23 protein-coding genes and 4 pseudogenes are annotated in these 18,842 nt (G+C 41.1%); 14 read left to right on the plus strand and 13 right to left on the minus strand.

What is annotated here, in order from left to right:
- Positions 1-192 precede the first annotated feature (192 nt).
- From EBB54_RS09350 to EBB54_RS30120, 4 genes and pseudogenes are all read right to left on the minus strand, one after another.
- Positions 193-990, minus strand: a pseudogene (locus EBB54_RS09350) (D-alanyl-D-alanine carboxypeptidase family protein); the annotation flags it as partial.
- A gap of 57 nt (positions 991-1,047) precedes the next feature.
- Positions 1,048-2,631, minus strand: coding sequence for an AAA family ATPase (locus tag EBB54_RS09355; protein ID WP_125127215.1), 1,584 nt, complete (start codon positions 2,629-2,631; stop codon positions 1,048-1,050).
- A gap of 96 nt (positions 2,632-2,727) precedes the next feature.
- The gene (locus tag EBB54_RS09360; RefSeq protein ID WP_125127216.1) at positions 2,728-4,344 is read right to left on the minus strand and encodes a recombinase family protein; all 1,617 of its coding nucleotides are present in this window, start codon (positions 4,342-4,344) and stop codon (positions 2,728-2,730) included.
- A 76-nt stretch (positions 4,345-4,420) separates the two neighbouring features.
- Positions 4,421-4,573 carry a hypothetical protein gene (locus EBB54_RS30120; RefSeq protein ID WP_162307114.1) on the minus strand — a complete coding sequence of 51 codons (153 nt, stop codon included), beginning with the start codon at positions 4,571-4,573 and terminating at the stop codon, positions 4,421-4,423.
- 225 nt (positions 4,574-4,798) lie between these two features.
- Between EBB54_RS30120 and EBB54_RS09365 the strand changes: the two genes are divergently transcribed.
- Positions 4,799-5,497, plus strand: coding sequence for a PilZ domain-containing protein (locus tag EBB54_RS09365; RefSeq protein ID WP_125127217.1), 699 nt, complete (start codon positions 4,799-4,801; stop codon positions 5,495-5,497).
- 71 nt (positions 5,498-5,568) lie between these two features.
- On the opposite strand, the pseudogene EBB54_RS09370 reads toward EBB54_RS09365, so the two are convergent.
- Positions 5,569-6,072 (minus strand): annotated as a pseudogene (locus EBB54_RS09370) (D-alanyl-D-alanine carboxypeptidase family protein); the annotation flags it as partial.
- Between the two features lie 571 nt (positions 6,073-6,643).
- Between EBB54_RS09370 and EBB54_RS09375 the strand changes: the two are divergent.
- The 6 genes and pseudogenes from EBB54_RS09375 to EBB54_RS09405 all read left to right on the plus strand — a co-directional run bounded on the left by EBB54_RS09375 (position 6,644) and on the right by EBB54_RS09405 (position 9,323).
- Positions 6,644-7,096: a DUF3795 domain-containing protein gene (locus EBB54_RS09375; RefSeq protein WP_125127218.1), complete on the plus strand. Its 453-nt coding sequence runs from the start codon at positions 6,644-6,646 to the stop codon at positions 7,094-7,096.
- A 364-nt stretch (positions 7,097-7,460) separates the two neighbouring features.
- Positions 7,461-7,880, plus strand: coding sequence for a helix-turn-helix domain-containing protein (locus EBB54_RS09385; RefSeq protein WP_243127597.1), 420 nt, complete (start codon positions 7,461-7,463; stop codon positions 7,878-7,880).
- Positions 7,877-8,467 carry an ATP-dependent Clp protease proteolytic subunit gene (locus EBB54_RS09390; RefSeq protein ID WP_004078912.1) on the plus strand — a complete coding sequence of 197 codons (591 nt, stop codon included), beginning with the start codon at positions 7,877-7,879 and terminating at the stop codon, positions 8,465-8,467. The genes EBB54_RS09385 and EBB54_RS09390 overlap by 4 nt, the downstream gene beginning before the upstream one ends.
- Positions 8,468-8,470: 3 nt before the next feature.
- Positions 8,471-8,635: pseudogene (locus EBB54_RS32205) on the plus strand (sigma factor-like helix-turn-helix DNA-binding protein); the annotation flags it as partial.
- Positions 8,607-8,819, plus strand: a complete 213-nt coding sequence (locus EBB54_RS09400; RefSeq protein ID WP_125127220.1) for a helix-turn-helix domain-containing protein — start codon at positions 8,607-8,609, stop codon at positions 8,817-8,819. The pseudogene EBB54_RS32205 and the gene EBB54_RS09400, both read left to right, overlap by 29 nt.
- Before the next feature lie 36 nt (positions 8,820-8,855).
- Positions 8,856-9,323 (plus strand): hypothetical protein, encoded by a 468-nt coding sequence (locus EBB54_RS09405; protein WP_125127221.1) that lies wholly within the window; start codon positions 8,856-8,858, stop codon positions 9,321-9,323.
- Here the strand turns inward: EBB54_RS09405 and EBB54_RS29905 are convergent.
- Complete coding sequence (locus EBB54_RS29905) at positions 9,309-9,683, minus strand: hypothetical protein (RefSeq protein ID WP_148099349.1); 375 nt, start codon at positions 9,681-9,683, stop codon at positions 9,309-9,311. The genes EBB54_RS09405 and EBB54_RS29905 overlap by 15 nt on opposite strands.
- Between EBB54_RS29905 and EBB54_RS09410 the strand changes: the two are divergent.
- The 6 genes and pseudogenes from EBB54_RS09410 to EBB54_RS09435 all read left to right on the plus strand — a co-directional run.
- Positions 9,649-9,947, plus strand: a pseudogene (locus tag EBB54_RS09410) (ATP-binding protein); the annotation flags it as partial. The gene EBB54_RS29905 and the pseudogene EBB54_RS09410 sit on opposite strands and share 35 nt — an antisense overlap.
- The gene (locus EBB54_RS09415) at positions 9,944-10,138 is read left to right on the plus strand and encodes an excisionase (RefSeq protein ID WP_125127222.1); all 195 of its coding nucleotides are present in this window, start codon (positions 9,944-9,946) and stop codon (positions 10,136-10,138) included. The pseudogene EBB54_RS09410 and the gene EBB54_RS09415, both read left to right, overlap by 4 nt.
- 85 nt (positions 10,139-10,223) lie before the next feature.
- Positions 10,224-10,328, plus strand: a complete 105-nt coding sequence (locus EBB54_RS32480) for an integrase DNA-binding domain-containing protein (protein ID WP_125127223.1) — start codon at positions 10,224-10,226, stop codon at positions 10,326-10,328.
- A 14-nt stretch (positions 10,329-10,342) separates the two neighbouring features.
- Positions 10,343-10,582 carry a hypothetical protein gene (locus EBB54_RS09425; protein WP_243127598.1) on the plus strand — a complete coding sequence of 80 codons (240 nt, stop codon included), beginning with the start codon at positions 10,343-10,345 and terminating at the stop codon, positions 10,580-10,582.
- 341 nt (positions 10,583-10,923) lie between these two features.
- Positions 10,924-11,256 carry a type II toxin-antitoxin system RelE/ParE family toxin gene (locus tag EBB54_RS09430; protein WP_125127224.1) on the plus strand — a complete coding sequence of 111 codons (333 nt, stop codon included), beginning with the start codon at positions 10,924-10,926 and terminating at the stop codon, positions 11,254-11,256.
- A 21-nt stretch (positions 11,257-11,277) separates the two neighbouring features.
- Positions 11,278-11,595, plus strand: coding sequence for a helix-turn-helix domain-containing protein (locus tag EBB54_RS09435; RefSeq protein WP_170178089.1), 318 nt, complete (start codon positions 11,278-11,280; stop codon positions 11,593-11,595).
- A gap of 202 nt (positions 11,596-11,797) precedes the next feature.
- Here the strand turns inward: EBB54_RS09435 and EBB54_RS09440 are convergent, their stop codons facing one another.
- Positions 11,798-14,164 (minus strand): leucine-rich repeat domain-containing protein, encoded by a 2,367-nt coding sequence (locus tag EBB54_RS09440; RefSeq protein ID WP_125127226.1) that lies wholly within the window; start codon positions 14,162-14,164, stop codon positions 11,798-11,800.
- Positions 14,165-14,478: 314 nt separating this feature from the next.
- On the opposite strand from EBB54_RS09440, the gene EBB54_RS09445 reads away from it, so the two are divergent.
- Positions 14,479-14,820 carry a helix-turn-helix transcriptional regulator gene (locus EBB54_RS09445; RefSeq protein ID WP_125127227.1) on the plus strand — a complete coding sequence of 114 codons (342 nt, stop codon included), beginning with the start codon at positions 14,479-14,481 and terminating at the stop codon, positions 14,818-14,820.
- A 163-nt stretch (positions 14,821-14,983) separates the two neighbouring features.
- Here the strand turns inward: EBB54_RS09445 and EBB54_RS09450 are convergent, their stop codons facing one another.
- From EBB54_RS09450 to EBB54_RS09475, 6 genes are all read right to left on the minus strand, one after another.
- The gene (locus EBB54_RS09450) at positions 14,984-15,247 is read right to left on the minus strand and encodes a hypothetical protein (protein WP_125127228.1); all 264 of its coding nucleotides are present in this window, start codon (positions 15,245-15,247) and stop codon (positions 14,984-14,986) included.
- 251 nt (positions 15,248-15,498) lie between these two features.
- On the minus strand, positions 15,499-16,416 hold the full coding sequence (locus EBB54_RS09455) for a hypothetical protein (RefSeq protein ID WP_125127229.1): 918 nt from the start codon (positions 16,414-16,416) through the stop codon (positions 15,499-15,501).
- 217 nt (positions 16,417-16,633) lie between these two features.
- Positions 16,634-16,903 carry a DUF6809 family protein gene (locus tag EBB54_RS09460; protein ID WP_125127230.1) on the minus strand — a complete coding sequence of 90 codons (270 nt, stop codon included), beginning with the start codon at positions 16,901-16,903 and terminating at the stop codon, positions 16,634-16,636.
- A gap of 15 nt (positions 16,904-16,918) precedes the next feature.
- Positions 16,919-17,251, minus strand: coding sequence for an LPD28 domain-containing protein (locus EBB54_RS09465; protein WP_125127231.1), 333 nt, complete (start codon positions 17,249-17,251; stop codon positions 16,919-16,921).
- A 293-nt stretch (positions 17,252-17,544) separates the two neighbouring features.
- Positions 17,545-18,159, minus strand: coding sequence for a relaxase/mobilization nuclease domain-containing protein (locus EBB54_RS09470; protein ID WP_125127232.1), 615 nt, complete (start codon positions 18,157-18,159; stop codon positions 17,545-17,547).
- Entirely contained in the window at positions 18,141-18,473 is a 333-nt protein-coding gene (locus tag EBB54_RS09475; RefSeq protein ID WP_125127233.1) for a hypothetical protein, read from the minus strand. The genes EBB54_RS09470 and EBB54_RS09475 overlap by 19 nt, the downstream gene beginning before the upstream one ends.
- Positions 18,474-18,842: the final 369 nt, after the last annotated feature.

The following is an 18,842-nucleotide window of genomic DNA, read 5'->3' on the forward strand; positions in this document are numbered from 1 at the left end:
GTAAAGAACCCCTTTTATTTTTATCCCACTTATTGGAAATCGCAGAGTGCGCTCTGATTTTTACAGAGCGCGCTCTGCGATTTTGTGCTGTTTTACCTGCATTTATCTCATTTTTTCCTCTGAATATCCATACAAGGGATCTGCGCCCTGCCCTCCCTGAAAAAAGCTGCGATCCGAATGGAGCCGGCCATCCTATGCCCGGAATTTTTCCAACGTCTGGATCAGATAATCCACAAATCCCGCTTTTTCCACATCTTTGCCGGCCAGGATATCCACGGTGCCGATTTCCCTGCCGTCTAACAGATAGGCCACACAGCCCGCGGGATCCCCTTTTTTCACAGGCGCCGTGATCTCCTCTTCCATCCGGTATTCTTTTGTGATGGCTGACAAATCCGACCCGCTTGTATCCAGCCAGGTGAAGGTCCCGCCGTATTCACAGGGGACGGACTCCGAAGCCCCTCCTCTCACCGGGATCTCTCCCAGCGGCTTTAAGTCTTCATCCCGATAGATCTGGCATTTGCCGAATCCGTGGTTCAAAAGTGTGGTGGCGTCCTTGAACCTTGCCTTGGAATCCTCCGCCGCCATAATCACCGCGATCAGCTCCACGTCTCCTTTTTTGGCCGTGGCAGATACACAGAATTTGGCAAGCCCAGTAGATCCTGTTTTCAGGCCCGTGGTATACTCATACTGGCGGACCAGCTTATTCGTGTTGGTGAGCCCAAATTCGCTGCTGCCCTTCCTGGTGGTATGGGTGATATTTTCCATCCAGATCATGCAGTAATCATGGATCTGGGGATATTTTGTAATCAGCTCCCTGGACATCAGCGCGATATCCCGGGCGGTCGTCACATGCCCGTCGATGTCCAGGCCGTTGCAGTTGACGAAATTCGTGTTTTTCATCCCCAGCCCTTTGGCCCGCTCGTTCATCTGTCGGACGAACTCCTCCTCGCTTCCGGCTATGTATTCCGACATGGCCACACAGGCGTCGTTTCAAAATAGCAGAAAAAAAAGAGGCTTTGCGGCCTCTTCCTTTTCCCTGCAATCCCGTCACGGGCAGGGCTTTCTTACCTTTTCTATGATGCAGCTATGGGGCTTATTCTTATGATCCCTGGTATAGTTGATCCCCACCAGCAGGATTTCCCCGGAATATCCCTCCAGAGCCCTGGTATACTGCCGGTCTTTGATCTGCTGTATGGCTGCCCCCGGAGTCTTGTCATATTTTAATTCCACCACAATCGCAGGCTTGTTCACAGACGGCAGCGGCAGGAATACCACATCCGCGAATCCCCGCCCGGAAGGCAGTTCCCGGATGAGTCTGTATTCCTTTCTGGCGCTGTAATAGGCAAGCCCGATGGCGCATCCAAGTGAATCCTCATTGTTGTAAGCCAGTATGGAAGCAGCCTCCATGTGCGCCCTGTCCAGTCCCCTGGCAACGGCCTCCTCATTTCCATGGAGCGTATCCACAAGAAGCTGTTCCGATGCCTTAAGGACACGCATCACCTCCGGCCAGCCGCTCACACTCATGGCATTCTCAAACTCCCCGATAATCTCTTTATTGGGGATAAAGGCCTCCTCCGTCTCCGGATCGTACCCCAGATATCCCAGATGGATCAGCAGTGTAAGGACGTCATCCTTTGTCTGAAAATTGCACATATCATTCTGGAAACTCCATGTGTGGATCTTCACACGCCGTCCGCCGAGCATCTCCACAATCGCGGCCTTCAGCCCGTCAAAATCCATGTCCATATAAAGCTTTAACGCCTCATAGGTCTCCGTAGAGGTCCAGTAATTGGACAGCACCCGATTTCTCACAGCCGCCACGACAGACCGTGGATTATAGATATGCCTGAATTTTCTGAGGCTGTATCCGTCATACCAGTTGCTGACCTGGTCAAAATCCATATCATACCGGACGCACAGCTCCTTTACCTCGTCTTCCGTAAAACCGGTATATTCTTCAAAAACAAACTGCTCTGTCATGGAGTATTCCCAAAACATATTTAATGCTGAATGCTGTCCGTATTTTTTCACCGGAAGAATCCCTGTCATGTAGGCAAGCGCAACGTAGGGCTGATCTTTCAGAAGGTTTCTCAGAAAATCCAGATACTGCTTCTGCAGCCCCTCTGACTCCTGCCTTTCACGCATCACACAGTCCCACTCGTCGATCAGGAAGATGAACGGCTTCCCTGTTTTCGCATATATTTTCCGCAATGCAGGAGCCAGCCTTACTTCCCGCCCGTTCAATACATCCCCGTATGCCTCGGACAGTTCTTCCATCAGCTCCTGTTCCAGGTATTTTGTTGTCTCCCCGGACTCCCCCTCAATGAGGAATTGCTGCATATTCAGAAAGATCACGTCATATTGATTCAGATATTCCTGAAATGTCTCATTCTTTTCGATCTTAAGCCCTTTAAACAAAGCGGCGGAGTCACAGCCCCGGCTGTAATAAGCGGCCAGCATCTTGAGTGCCATCGACTTGCCAAAACGCCTGGGCCTGCTGACACATACAAATTTATCCTCCGTCCCCAGAAATCGATTCGTACACCCGATCAGCTCCGTCTTATCCACATAGATTTCGGAACGGATGGATTCCAAAAAGCCCGTATTTCCCGGATTCACGTAAATTCCCACAGACCGCACCTCACTTTCCAAATCATCTCCACTTCCAATGGGAAACACAATCGTCTTTCCTTATGAAATACAGTTTACCACAGCCCCCGCCCGATATCAAACAAAATCAGGACTTGTTCCCGTCCGGCAAACCAGCGGATTCTGAAATCTGTAGAAGATATTGATGGAACCGTCGCCGTTCACCTCGATCTTTTCAATCAATTCCAGAACCACCTCCCTGGTCAGCTCCTCTATATTGATATAGTTTTTAAACTGCTCTGTCCATATCTGGTTTTCGGATTCCAGTTCCGCCTGTTCTTTGATCCGCATCTGCAGATGGTCCAGCTTCCCCTGAAGCTTGGAAATCTCCTCATCCAGTTCTTTCACATAGGCGCTGTATTCTGTTCTGGAAATGACCTCGTCCAGATAGTTCTGATAGGTCAGTTTTTTATATTTTGATTTCTGCCCCATTTCTTTTTCTACCTGGCGGATCTGCGCCCGGTAGTCCGCGCCCAGGCTGCCTGTATATTCTGCGGTGTCCAGTTCCCGGATGTCGTTTGGAGTGAGGATCTGCCGGGCTTCCTTTTTTATGGATTTCAGTACCGCGGCTTTTAGCTGCTCATAATTGACCCCATGGCCTGTACATGCCTGTTTCCCCTGCGTCTTATAGGTTTTGCAGCAATAACCGATGAATCCGTGTTTCCCCCGCCGGTCATACATCCGCACCATCGTGTGTTTGCAGTCCCCGCACACCAGGATGCCGGAAAATACCGAGTTTTCTTTCTGTTCATTCCTTACCGCTTTTGTGCGGATCTTCTGCCTTTCCTGCACCTGCGAAAAAAGCTGTGCATCTATGATGGGCTCATGCCGGTTTTCTACTTTGATCCATTTTTCTTTCGGCTGGGGGACATGCCGTTTGTCTTTGTAGGACAGATTGCTGTGCTTGTTCTGCACCACATGCCCCAAATAAACTTCATTGTTCAATATGGTATGTATCGTCTGATATGACCAGTTTCTGGTCGTCTCCAGTTCCCGGGAATTGTGATACCTAATACCCAGAACCTCCCTTTTGTAGTGGCTTGGAATCAGGATTCCATCCTCCGTAAGAATCCTCCCGATCTTCGCTTTCCCATGCCCCTGCAGATACAAGCCGTAAATTCTTCTGACTACATTTGCCGCATACTCGTCTATGACCAGATGGTTGTGGTCCTTTGGGTCTTTGATATAGCCGTACGGGCAGGAGGAGCCTAAAAACTGTCCGGCCTTCATTTTTGCTCTGAACGCGCTGCGGATGTTGTTGGATAAATCCTCGCAGTACCATTCATTTACCAGCCCGTTGATCTGCCGTGATTTCTTGTTGCCCCTGTTGGCGGTATCCGCCCCGTCCACCACCCCGATAAACCGGATTCCCAGATTGATCAAATCATGGTGGAGGTATTTTTCGATATGCTCCATGTTCCGGGAAAACCTGGATTGTGACTTTGCAAGAATGATCTGAAATTTTCCCAGCCTGGCGTCCCTGAGCATCCGCTCAAAACCCGGCCGGGTATCAAACAGGCCGCTTTCATCGTCGTCGGAATATACTTCCCCAATCTCCAGGTTCCGCTCTAAGGCGTAATCTGTCAGCAGAAGCCTCTGGTTCTGGATGCTTGCGCTGTCATCCCCCTTCCTCAGCTTATCCTGATCCTCTTTCGATAAACGCAGATATAACGCCGCTTTCTTTTTTTCTTCCATAATCCATCCCCATCCATTTTTTCTGTTATGCGTTCCCAGAGCGGCAAAGGACGCGCCTTCACAGCCCTCCCGCAGCTCAGTTTGCCGTATGGGCCCTGATCGCCGACCGCATACAGTCAACCAGCTCTTTTGTGCCATAAAAAACATTTGCGACGGGGATGTGTGTTTCCTTTTGTTTCCCCATCTCTTCCCCTTCTTTTCGATTGCTGCTTTGCTTTTTTCCATCCATTGATTTCTGCATAGGAACGAACCGCTTTTTTTGATATTCTATGCGTACAGCATCCTATATTATACGAACTTTCTTTCGTCTTAATGAGTAGAAATACCGACCGGCTTGTGGTATAATGTATTGCATTGATGTACAAAGCAGGTCATCCATTTTCTGACGAAAATCGGTGCAAAATATAAGCTGTGAAACGCAGCAGAGGGAATACTCAGGAGGAGGTAGTCTGATTTGAAACTATTTGATATACTCAGCAAAAAGGCAGAAAACGATGCAGCCGGAGAGCACAGGAGACGACACGACACAAGGGAACTTGAAATTTATTCCGGTATGCGCGTATTGGTGGAGCATCCGGACGGAACGCTGCTTTTTATTGCGAAACTGCAGAATCTGCAGAGCCAAACAGCAGAACTGCTCCAGTATTCTGAAATGGAAGTTTTTCAGGAGACGGATACTCAAATGTATCTGAACACCGCTCCTGCTCCCGTAAAAATCCGTGGTTACAACGAGAACAAAAGAACCGCCGTTTTTATGGAGGGAATGATGATCCCCAGGCAGAACCATGTATGGCAGCTTGAACATCTGAACGTTACTGCAATTGAAAATGAGCGTTCTGATCCGCGCCTGGATCTGGATATAGATGCAGCGATTATGGTTTCCAATGAAGCCGGTGCCGAAGAGACGGCCTGCAGGCTTTTGAATATCAGCGTCGGCGGTGCCTGTATTGCCCTGGATCATCGCTATTACAAGGGGGATCAGTTCTTTTTAAAGGCAGATCTGTTTGGGGACAGGCGGATCTTTATTGTGTATTGTGAGGTGCTGCGTGTGATACAGACCGGAACGTCCCGGTTTGAATACGGCTGTCAGTTTCTCAAATTGGAGGATGCTGATCAGGAACAGATTCGCCGATTGATTGCACAGGCGGGTTGATACTTCCATGCCGCTCTGACGGTACCAGACAACCCTGCTTCCTCTTTTCCCGGCGGTCTGCTATTTTTAAACGCCGCACAGGCGTCGTTTGCGCTTGCCACGGAAATACACTTGAGCATGGTATCCACAGTCTGCGTCTCCCCCGGCTCCAGAAACACCTGGGAGCCGCCCATGGAAGCCGCATACTCCGAGACCGTCACCTCGTCCTCCAGCTTGATCTTTCCGCTCTCCAGCGCGTCAAAGATCAGAAGCATGGTCATTACCTTCGTCACGCTTGCCGGGGGACGCGGGGTATCCGCATCCTTTTCGCAGATCACGGTTCCCGTGGACGCTTCCATCAGGATTGCCGACGGAGCGCTGACCTGCGGGCCTGCCGTGCTGCTCTCTTCCGCGTCTGCCTCCGCATTTGTCTGTGCCCCCGCTTCTGCTTCCTGTTCCGCGTCTTTGCTTCCGGCTTTCTCCTCTTCTTCCTGGCCTGCATGACCGGCCGCCGTTTCCTCCGCTGGGTTCTGCTCTTTGCTGACAGCTTCCGTCTCCTCCTGTAGAATATGTACATTCTGTGCGTACACGCCCATACTTCCGCTGTTTTGTCTCGAAATCAAATGCCCTGCACTGTCTCCTGTCACTGTCAGCAAACTCAAAAGTACTGCCAGAAATGCCTTCATAAAAAAGCTCCCTCCGCTAAATCGTCTATTAGCAATATAGTATCCGGGAATGCATTTTAGAACAGTTTCATAATCTGTATTTTCTATATAATTCTGTGTTTATAAAAAAATTTTGATGTAAATTGACAATCTGACAAATATCAGAAAGCAGAGATACAGTTCACGGCCTGGCCGCGAACTGTAACGGCATCCAGCCCATTGAAAAGTCGCCTGACGGCGAGGGGCTGGATGCACGCAACCGCTATTTTACTGGCCGGATGCCTTGCAGCAGAGTGCAAGGCACCGTGAACAGTAACCAGGCAGAGATACAAATCACCTATATCCTATGGCAAAGCTATGCGGAGTGTCAAATTTATGGTATGATAATAAAGCAGAATATTTTGAAGCACGCTGTGAAGAATAAAAAGCCTGTTTCATATTTGAGGAAAAGAATATACAACCAAGCAGCAACAAATTACATATCTGATGGAGGAAACGCAAAATGAAAACAATTTGTGGAATTGATTGCAGCGGATGCGGCTTTAGAGACAACTGTAAAGGATGTGCAGAAACAAACGGACGCCCTTTTGGCGGTGATTGTATTGCTGCCGAGTGTTACAAATCAGGCGGCGAAAGCTGCTTTATTGCATACAAAAAGCGCTTAATCGAAGAGTTCAATGCTCTTGGAATTTCGGATATGCCCACGATAACTGCTCTCTCTCAGCTAAACGGTGCGTATGTTAATTTGGAATATACTCTTCCTAACGGAGAAAAAATGAAACTGCTTGATGATTCAAAAATATATCTCGGTTATCAAGTCGAAAAAGCAAACAGTGATCGGTGCTATGGACTTGTTGCAGATAACGACTATTTACTTGTATGTGAATATGGATGCAATGGCGCAGAGCCTGAGATCATTGTGTACAAAAAGAGAGAATCCAATTCCTGTTTGTAGAATTGTAACTGCGTAAAAAATTCCATATCGCTGCATGCCGACAATGCATCCAAGGAGTAGTTAGAGCCTTGATAAGACAAAGACAGCAAAAAGGAATTAATTTGGAAATTTTATACCTTATGAAAAGGGCTGCCGCTTTTCATAAGATTATGTACCTTGTGCAAATGCTCATGTATGGTAAAGAAGCAAGTAACCGAAAACAAGCGATAGACCGCCAGCACCACACAATGCCGACTACTACGGAATCCCTCTCATTCCTCATATCAAAGAGTATAAATTTTAAAATTTGGTACCAAAATAGCATTTTTTATTAAGACACATATATTTAAACTTGCTATAATAGATAAGAGCGCAAGGAGGATATATGATGAAAGGCCAAAAAGAAGTTGTAAAAAAAGTCATAGATTATATCGAGAAGAATTTAGAGAAAAAAATCAACTTAGATAATATATCAAAAAATATTGGTTATTCCAAATTCTATCTTAATCGCATTTTTACAGAGCATACAGGAATTACCATATATAAATATTTACAAAACCGTAGGCTCACTGTTGCTGCTGAAAAGCTGGTAAAAACAGATAAGCCAATAATGCAAATTACGTATGAAGCCGGATATGATACACAACAATCATTTTCATTTGCCTTTAAACAAATATATTTATATCCACCTAAAATTTATAGGGATATGGGAATCTTTATGCCGAAACAAAACCGAATTTCTTTGTGCTGTTCTTATATCTCTAGTTACAGGTTTTACCAACATATTAAGGAGATTGCTGCATGAGTACAATACCTTATGTTATTGAACAAACAAGCCGTGGAGAAAGAAGTTACGATATTTTCTCACGGTTACTATCCGACAGAATTGTATTTTTGGGGGAAGAAGTAAGCGATATGTCAGCGAGTCTGATTATTGCTCAAATGTTGTTTTTAGAAGCACAAGACCCCGAAAAAGATATACAGTTATATGTAAACAGTCCCGGAGGTTCTGTATCAGCTGGTTTTGCTATTTATGATACAATGCAATATATAAAATGTGATGTTTCAACTATTTGTATTGGTCTTGCCGCCAGCTTTGGAGCTTTTTTATTAGCTGGTGGAACGAAAGGAAAACGTATCGCTTTGCCAAACGCAGAAATAATGATACACCAGCCGGCAATTCATGGAAATGGTATTCAAGGACAGGCAACAGATATAAAAATAACATCCGACCATATACAAAAAAGCAAAGAACGCCTAAACTCTATTTTAGCAGGGAATACTGGAAAAAGCATTGAGGAAATTGCCCTTGCAACAGAACGTGATAATTATATGTCAGCAACAGAGGCAATGGATTTTGGGTTAATTGATAAAATTATAGATGGGCGTTGAAATCAGACAGTTATCCTCACCAACGGGGAGCTTGCCGCCGCCCTGTTATCCCTGCCGGAGAGAAACTGGGAAATCATATTCCTTTATTTTTTCGGCGATTATACACAACAGGAAATAGGGAAAATGGAGGTGCTTTCACATGGGGAATCCGAACCTTTTGCCTTATGAAACGATTGTCCGGGCGACTGGTGGCGAGCCAGAAGCCGTGGACGAGGTTTTACGGCATTACAGCAAGCGCATCCGAATCACTGCCATTGAAAACGGGCATATCGACAGGGATACCGAGGACAGCATAAAATCCCGGCTTGTTGCTGCGCTATTCAAGTTCCGGTTTGATGAAACGGATATATAGCAAACAACAAAAATAAATTTATTGGAGATTGACATTATGCGAATTGCTTTATATTATTTAATACAATGTACTTGGGGTGTCGTACAATCCACATTGGGTGTGATTTATTTTATATTCTATTTCTCAGAAAGACATTATTTTTATCATGGTGCAGTTGTAACCGAGTGGAACGCGAAGTCAAGCGTTTCTTTGGGAATGTTTGTGTTTGTAACAAAAGAACCATATTTTTATGATAAGCTGAAAAATGAATATACAATAGAGGAACTTTCTCAACGACTTCTTGTGCATGAATATGGTCACACTATACAGTCACTTATTTTAGGTCCATTATATCTAATCATAATAGGAATACCATCAACATTGTGGGGATTTTTGCCTTGTTGCAATATAAAACGGAAGGCAAAAAGTATATCCTATTTTTCTTTTTTTACAGAAAAATGGGCGAATTTTTTGGGCGAACAGGTGACAGGTCAAAAATCAATGGAGAACTTAGTTATAAACTGATAAATTTATGTTTGTAGAATTTCCACTAGCAAAAAATTGAATAACTGCCATACATACAACCGGCACACTGAAACAGGAAATCAAGAAAAGGTTTCCTGTTTTTTTGCGCCCATTTTTGACATTTTGAAAAATCGCCAGTATTATACCGTGCAAAGGGAAATTTCCACAAATCACCGTCATTTTTGCTTTGCGTGATGTTGTAGGTAGTAGGGGGAGAAATGCCGCCGTAGCTTTGGCAAAATCCCCGCTTGCGGCACTAAAGGTATTGAGGGAAGCCCACTCTTGATGAAAACGGGCAGCTTCTTCCCCGTGACGATTACCGCATAGCTTCCCTCTGCTTATCCTTGACGATTTCGGCATGGAGCGTGGCACGGAATACGGGCTTGAACTGGTTTACAACGTGATTGACAGCCGATGCCGAAGCGGCAAGCCCTTAATCGTGACAACAAATTTGACGCTGGAGGAATTGCAGAACCCGGAGGACACCGCTCACGCCCGCATTATGACCGCCTTACAGAAATATGTACCCCCGTCCGCATTACCGGGGAGAATTTCAAAAAAACCAAAGCAAGGGAGAAAATGGAACAGCTTAAAACGCTGCTGAACAGAAAGGAGAGCCTATGAAAAAAATTCCCATTTGTGAAAAGAGTAATTTGACTTTAAAAGAAGCTGCTGCTTATTCTGTAATCGGTATCAACAAGCTGCGTGACCTTACCAGTGACAGAAACTGCCGGTTTGTTTTGTGGGTAGGTAATAAACGGTTAATCAAACGCCGGCTGTTCGACCAGTTTATTGAGCAAGAGTATTCAATTTAAATTTAGTGATGTAAAAATCAGTCTTGATATGATATAATGGACGTGTCATATCAAGGCTCTTTCCATCACGGAAAGGAGTTTGACAATGTCCGAGAAGCGAAAAGACAATAAAGGAAGAATCCTGCGGACAGGAGAGAGCCAGAGAAAAATAATAATGAAATTATTTTATTTGAGACGGAGGACAGAATGATATCTTTGCCAGTTATGGTAAAGAATGAAACTGTTTGGCTTAATAGAAATCAACTGTCAGAACTGTTTGAACGCGACATAAAAACAATCGGTAAGCATATTAATAATGCTCTAAAAGAAGAATTATCCGGGCAAAATACAGTTGTCGCAAAATTTGCGACAACTGCTTCCGATGGAAAAAGATACATGGTGCAACAATATTCCTATATTTTTTGGATAAGAATGATGCCTTATTTAAAAACGGAGAGAAACTAATTGATGATCATACACTTGTTGCACTCACAATTATGATTGCGGAATCAAATCCAGAAGAAAAAGAAATGATGATAAGCGTAATTATGAATTGTATAAAATAGTTATATGGAGGGTTTAACATATGATAAAAATACTATTTGTCTGCCACGGCAATATCTGCATGTCAAACCGTAAGCCCAGATAAATCAAGGGGTTTTGTAATCTATACATGGGATTTGCACCTCATTTGCACCTTCTGTGGAAGAAAATGAAAACCATCTGCATAAAGTATTCTTAATAAGTGAAATATATTGACACCCCCTATTAAATAGGGTATATTATAAATAATATGAGGTCAACTAATGACAAGGACATTTATCCAGACTGATGAATTTGTTAAAAATTGGGAACGATTAGGTCTGACAGATGATGACATGAGAAGACTTGAGTTGGAAATATTAAAGAATCCCAAGATTGGAAGTGTTATCAGAGGAACCGGAGGGCTTCGTAAATTGCGCTTCTCCTTTGAAAATAAAGGAAAAAGCGGGAGTACACGCATTTGTTATGTGGATTTTCTTTTACTGGAAACAGTATATTTAATTACCATCTATCCTAAAAATGAGAAAGATAATTTAACAAAAGCTGAATGCAATAATATCAAGAAAATGATTGATGCTTTGGAAAAAACATTATGACAATGTGAAGGAGGTATCGCAATGGCAAGTGTTTACGACAGCATTATGACTGGTCTGACAGAAGCGCTCGAAGATGCAGGCAGTAAGGATAAAAAATTAAAAAGACGGGTAGTCTCTGTAATCCCTGTAAAAGTTTATAATGCAGACGAAATTCAAGATATCCGAAGAAAAACCGGACTATCGCAGAAATTATTTGCAAGCTATATGGGAGTTTCATTAAAGACAGTTGAAGCTTGGGAAGCTGGTACGAATCATCCGTCTGGAACTGCAAGCCGTATTTTAAGCATGATGGAAATGGATGCTGACCTGATAAATAATTTTCCGTTCGTCCAAATATAGGATATTCATTTCGAAAAGAACATCCTATTTCGTTTATTGTTTATCTGTGTACTGTATTTTCAAAATTCAAGTTAAAAACTCATTTCCAGGAGATATCTGATATCATTTTATACACAACTCTCCTATCAAGGCATAAATGCAGGCAGAATCTGATCATTGATTCTACCTGCATAATATTTGGTGTTCACAAGACTAAAAGCGATCAATGCTTATAAAATCTTTTTCTGTTTAAGATACCTGTTATGGATGCCGCCATGGCAACAAGCAGCCAAAATGCTGGATTTGTACTGTCTCCTGTTTTAGGTGAAAGCTGATTTGTATTTGTTTGTTTTACATCCGATTGGCCTCCATTTGACTGGTTTGTATTCGGTTGGTTTGAATCTGGCTGGCTTGTGTCCGGTCTGTTGGAATCCGGTTTATTTGTGTCCGGCCTGTTAGAATCTGGTTTTTTTGTGCCAGACTGATCCGCCCCTGGCTTCCCTGTATTATTTGAGGATGGTTTGACCGCTACTGCAAATGTCGAAAGTTTGTCAACAGAAATTTCAACTGTCCCATCTGTATTTACGGTCAATCCATCATGAACGATAACCTCTATATTATTATGAAGCTGATAAACAACTACATCTTTTCCAGAAAAAGAAGGATTCAACTGGAATGTTAGACTTAGGTTTCCAAATTTATCATTAATATCCGTAATCTTTTGCCCATTTGAATATAACGACATCAAAAATTCACAAGTGGATGCAACAGAGTAGCCATCTACACCTACAGCCTGTAACAACTTCTCAATGTTTTCTTTTGAAGGATTATCCTGTGACAGAACAATTTTAATGTCATCACTATCTGGATTCAATCCATTCTCCTTATATATACTGTCTAAATCCAGATTATCTGTATCTACCGTGATATCGTTTCCTGTCTGGTCATCAATGACTTTTTTCGTCAATGCAACATTGACGGTCATAGGTGTATCCTCTGTAGGATTTTTTGTATTATAATTATATACCAGCTTTGCTGGAATATTGCTTCCAGAGAAGGTTACAATCCCATCTGCTGACATCTGCGCCCCGTTAGTTGCAAGCGTAACCCTGTCAAGGTTTTCCTTTCCCACAATTTCTGCTAAATCCAGAGTCCATTTACCATTTTGAGAAACAATATTTGCAGTGATATTTTGTGGTGTCACATATGCTCCATATAAAACTATCACCATATCAGAATAAGTTCCATCACCCTGCCCCATAGTTACACTGCGTCTTACTGACATACTTTTGTTATAAGACAAATCTAAATGTGTTAAATGGTTACCATCACATTTCAAGGTACTCAAATTTGGATTTTGACTAACACCTAACACTTTTATTTGGTTATTTACACAATTCAACTCGCTTAGATTCGGATTCTTACTAATATCTAGCTCTGCTATTTGGTTATCCATACAATTCAACTCGCTTAGATTTGGACTCTGGCTGACATCCAATGCAGCAATTTGACTATTATTACATCTCAGAGTAACTAACTTAGGGCTTTCACCTATATTTAATACGGTAATCTGATTATTGCTACAATCCAAATATCGTAAATTCATTTTTTTACTGACATCCAATGTAATAATTTGGTTATTCATACAGTACAGACAATCTAAATCAGGATTCTTACTTACATCCAATACGGTAATCTGATTATTGTTACAGTCTAAAGTATATAATTTTGGATTTTGGCTTACATCCAATATGGTAATCTGATTATTGCTACAGTACAACTTCCGTAAGTTTGGATTCTGGCTTACATCCAATGACTTTAATTTGTTATAACTACAGTCTAAGTAAACTAAATTTAAGTTCTTACTCACATCCAATTCTGTTAATGGATTACCTACATTACCGTGACAGATTAAAGAGCCTAAATTTGTATTTTGGCTTACATCAAATGACTCTAATTTATTACCACCACAATTTAAATAACGTAAGTTTAGATTTTTACTTACATCCAATTCTGTTAATTGGTTGGTAAAACAATCTAAACTCAGTAAATTCAGATTTTTACTTACATCAAGTGCTGTTAATCGGTTACCAAAACATTTCAAAGTAGTCAAGTTGGGATTCTTGCTTACATCCAATGATGTTAATTGATTATTACTACAATCCAATGATGTCATACTTGTAAAGTAATTGATTCCATCAAGGCTTTTTACACCATTAGATATAGTCATAAATGTTATACTGTCAATTTCATCTTGGCTAAAATATCCATCACCATTTTCATCAAAGTTATCTTTCAAATATTTGCGGAAGTTTTCATCAGGAAAATTCCCTTCATCAATAGCAATACCGTCAGCATATGTATCTATAAGATCTTCTGCACTCTTTTCTTTCTCGGATTCTTCCTCCGCAATTTTTTCTAAATTATTTATTGTATCTTCTGGATTTACTTCTGATTGTCTTTCCATGTTCATATCGATTTGTGATGACTCTTCCGTGTTCGAATCGAACACATCATCCGCCTTTGCCACTGTACTGCCTGCCAATACCATGGCAGACATCAATAACACAGTTAATAATTTTCTCTTCATTTGTTTTACTCCTAGTATTTTTTCTACAATTTTTGTACATATCTCCACTTACGGATCTTTTTAAAACTTATCCTAACTATTTTCCTCCCAATAATATATACCCTTACTCCATAAAAAATCCCCTTTCCATATATCTTCTTCCAATCTAATAACGTTTAAGAATCCTATTTCTTGATAATTATACTACTTAATATATCTATTAGCAACATATTTCTATTTTTTATAGCAATTGGATAGTGTTTCTGTGTGGATAAAAGATATATTTTGTTACCATAAGAATAAATCGCTCCAAACAGCAGAAGAAAGGGGGCTATATGAATTTAGATGAAATTGGAACAAGAATCAAATCTGCCAGGCATGAAGCCAGAATGACTCAAGAGCAGTTGGCAGAACTCATTGATGTCTCACCACACTATATCTATGAGATAGAACGTGGCTCTAAAGCCATGTCCTTACAGACATTAGAAAAACTGTCTATCGCATTGCATCAGTCCATAGATTTCCTTTTCTGGGGAAATTCCATGCCATACTCAAAAGACAGTCATTCTCTTGAAGATCGGTTATCCGCACTTACCAATAATTTACCGAAGGAAAACAGGGAGGCACTGGCTGATATTTTAACCGTCCTAATCCCATATCTAAAAACAGAGAAGTAGATTTCTCCCTACTTCTCTGTAATCGGCACTCCATCCCTTTAAGGCAGTGTCAAAAAACTTCAAATCCATCACCAATTGCCAAAAAATAAGGGGGAAAGTTACTCCCCCCTTGATTTTACTGGATTCTTTTAACCAGCCAATATTATAACACCGAGATCCGCCACTAAGCATTTGCGTATAATGCACTCTCTGCTTCTTTATATTCCGCTTCCGTATATCCTATAGATAATATCTGTTCTCTTGTAATATTAGCCCTGATCATTCTCTTAATAGCATCCATTCTTTCCCGTTCAATAATATTCTCTGACAAATTACACATAATCTGGATTCTCCCTTCTAACTCAGCAGTCATTATCATTCCATACTCATCTGCTAATATACATTTCTTTTCTACAGCATCTTTCTCAGAAAGCAATTCTTCGACCATAGATATCAACACGTTTTGAGATTTCTTTTTGCCATCGCTAGGATTATTGTTCTCTCCATTCCGTATATTAACAATAATGCCTTTTATCAAATCCGTATGGTTGAGTTTTTCTTATTCCCGAAAACCGTTTTTCTATCGAATCCAATTTCCTCAATGGAATCTTCTGCCCCTTCATTGTCCATACAAATTCTCAAGTTCTGCAGAGGGCAAATCCAAAAAGTGCATGGCTGCCTGACTCAATTTTAGCTGTTCTACACTGTTTGAAGTCCTGCAAGCAGTTCTACTTCTGAAACACTAAGACCGGTGTCCTCCGCTATTTCTTCAATCGTCATTTTTCCTCTTTTCAGCATTCTAAGTGCCGTTTCTCGTTGATTTTGGCTAATCCCCTGATTTAAAATCGTTCTTGCACTTGTTTCAATCAATGCACCTCGCATCATGTCACCTACGCCTTTCTGCACATTCTCATATTTCTGTGCAATTTCCTTAATCACATCACCCGACAAATCAATAATCGTGCGCTTGTCAAACGCCCCGATCACTCCCTGCTGTTCCAGTTCATCAAGCCTTTCTAAGATGATCCGATACTCTGCTTTTAATTCCGCAAGTTTCTGCTCATTACTATTATACTCCGGAAAACTTTTCTCATGTGAAAAAATGTAAAACGGAATCAGCATCAGCAGACCTTTTTCAAAAATATCCTCCAGAGTATACGTCTGCACTTTCATAACCGGCACATCATATTGGACTGTCCCGCCCGGCGTGGCTATAACATACTTCATTTTATTCGGCGTCTTTTTATAAGTCCGAAGATACAAAACAGCCGTATTAGGAAATGTTACAGTCAGTGTTTCCTCTGTAGCCTCGCCCTCGTCAAGCGCTATCTGTGCGTCATATTCAAAAAGCCTTATCATGATTTTCCCATCCGGCAGGCTGCTTTCACACTCAATATGATATTTCTTAGGTATCTTTCCAAAAACCGTGAAATTTGTGTCCGTAATCCGTTCTTTATCTGCTTCATCCTGCTGATCTAAAAAATGTTCGTTGGGAAAAAAACGGATTTCTTCTTCTCCTGTATACATTTCCCCGAAAAGCTCATTGATCACAGGGATGATCAGCTTCCGGCAGTCATTTAAGATTGTCCGGAACGCTCCGTCATATATAGTTGCCATATCTTATTCCTTTCCTTTTTGTGTCTTAATCGTATCATTTTTCTGCCTCAAATTCAAGAATTTCACAGCATTCACACTGTTTTTTCCTAAAGTCGTATAATGATATTCCAATAAGCATACATTGGCTTCAAGCCTGTACTGACGCTAAAGTGCATATTATACATCTTTCGGGGTTAGATATAATAAGTATAATTTTTACCGTCCCTTTCAACAACCATCATTGTTTTACAGCCATATCATCCGTCACAAAGCATTCTGCCATCAATAATACAGCATATCGGAATCCTTTAATAAACCCTGCTTCTTCTGCAATCGAAGCTGCTTGAAACAGCTTGTTCCGGTATTGCTCATATTCCAGCGGTTCCATCTGACTTTCCTCTTTTTTTAGTAATTCTTTGAGTTTCTTTTCCATTTCCCTGCTGGTTTCATCTGTAAACTTTGTACGCTGTATCATGGTATTGTAGATTTCTGTAATTTTTTTATTCATAGCTTTCTTCGGAACTTATAAATGTTCCTCTGTCTCCCTCCTCAATACTTCATCTAAAGTGATACTTCTATCTGACATCCAACTCCAGTCCTCTTCCGAAATATAGATAGTCCCCTGCGTTTCTACATCCTCCAATTTCTCTCTGCATAAAAGGCTCCCATAAAAATTCACCAGTATGCCCTCTGCAATCTGTACTGGATTGCCAAATCCATCATCATCATGACGGACTTCATATTGATATAGTCCCTCCGGTACAGAATCCTCTTGTATTCTGTCACAGGTAATAAATGCTTCTTTTTCAAATATCCTTACCCTCTCATAGCGTAATTCCTCTGCATGGTATCTCATTTATTTTCTACTCATAATCATTCCATCCATATAGAACTTCTCTTACATTAACCTGAAATTTATTTGCTCATCCTATCACCTTTTTTCTATATATTCAAAAAGTGTTCGGTTTGAACACCTTCATACATAACCATTCAGCCTGACGGTTTGCTATAAGGAAACTCTTGTCTGCTTACTGAAATCTATCGATATCCACACTATTAGCCTATGATATTTCTCCAATTTCAATAAGCAGACAGTCTCGTACTCTTTATATTTGAACAAGCCAGATTAAGCACTGTTATTCCGCCGCTTCATTCTTTTAAATATGGGATTCTATTTTCAATCCCAAGCATTTTAACCCATTTATCCTTATATAAATCCACTCCCGTCTCATTCCCGAATCTCACGATCCCATCATAATCCCGATATGTAAAACACTGCAGCGGAATATTATACATTTGCCCAAGTAATTCTGCTATCTTCCATCCTATCCCCTTCCAAGTATCCCTGCATAAACGTAATGTATTTATATTTACTGGATTGACAATCATATGGATATGATGATGGGACATATTGTCCAGATGTAAGAATAATATATTCTGGTATTCTCCAAATAAATAAAGATTTAGAAAACGCATAATTTCCATCATCGTACTTGGATCTACATCTTTCTCCCATCTTTGCGTATCAAAACTTAAGATATAATGTAATGCTCTTGTATTAAGCGACTTTACCCTTCTCCATTGCAGATACATCATTTGATTATAGATGCATTCCATAATCCCTTCTCCAATAGAATATAGATTTTCCATTATCGTATAGCTACTATGGTTATATGCATAAAATAATAAATTCCTCAGATCCTTTTCTGTCCGGTATACAGCCGTCTTTCCATTCTCTTCTGCTGCTATCTTGAATATCGCCATAACTCTTTTACCCCTTCCATGATATCTATAGTAAATGGACGTATCATACATTCCTTATCACATTGACACCTATAACAGTTCTCTGATAAACCTTCTGCTGCAGCAGATATTTTATTCAAAGCATCTGCTGCTTCTGAACACTGAAAGTCATCTTTATCATTTATTATTAAATACTTTATATAATTTCTTGTGTCTAAATTTCTCTTTTCCTTCCTTTCTTCAAACAAAGCATATTCCTCATTTGATAGTCTTACATGTATATCCTTTGTCTTTCTTTCCCTGGTCTTTTTCGTTTTATTAACTTGATTCTTCATAATTCTTTTCCTTCCTTTCATCTTTACTATATGATCCAGACATATTAATTTTTTATCTACTTTCCCAATCCAGAAGATAGATCTCTGACTGAATCTAAATTCAATCAACTAATAAGTTTTATAGCATATGACCTTCCTACTGTTCTCTAATAAACATTCAACTCCTCACTATATATTTTCACTTATTCCTCCATGATGCAAAAAAACGAATTACTCATTTCTATGCTTTTTTCTTAGATTAATTAAGGACTTTCATTTCTCATTTAGATTATTAGATTTCTCCTATTTAGACTATAGATTCGTTTTTTTGCATCATTCAGCCAGTATAGCAAAAGTGTACACTTGTGCTATACTGAATGCATTCTCATC

This window comes from Schaedlerella arabinosiphila, assembly GCF_003885045.1.
GTDB lineage: Bacteria > Bacillota > Clostridia > Lachnospirales > Lachnospiraceae > Schaedlerella > Schaedlerella arabinosiphila.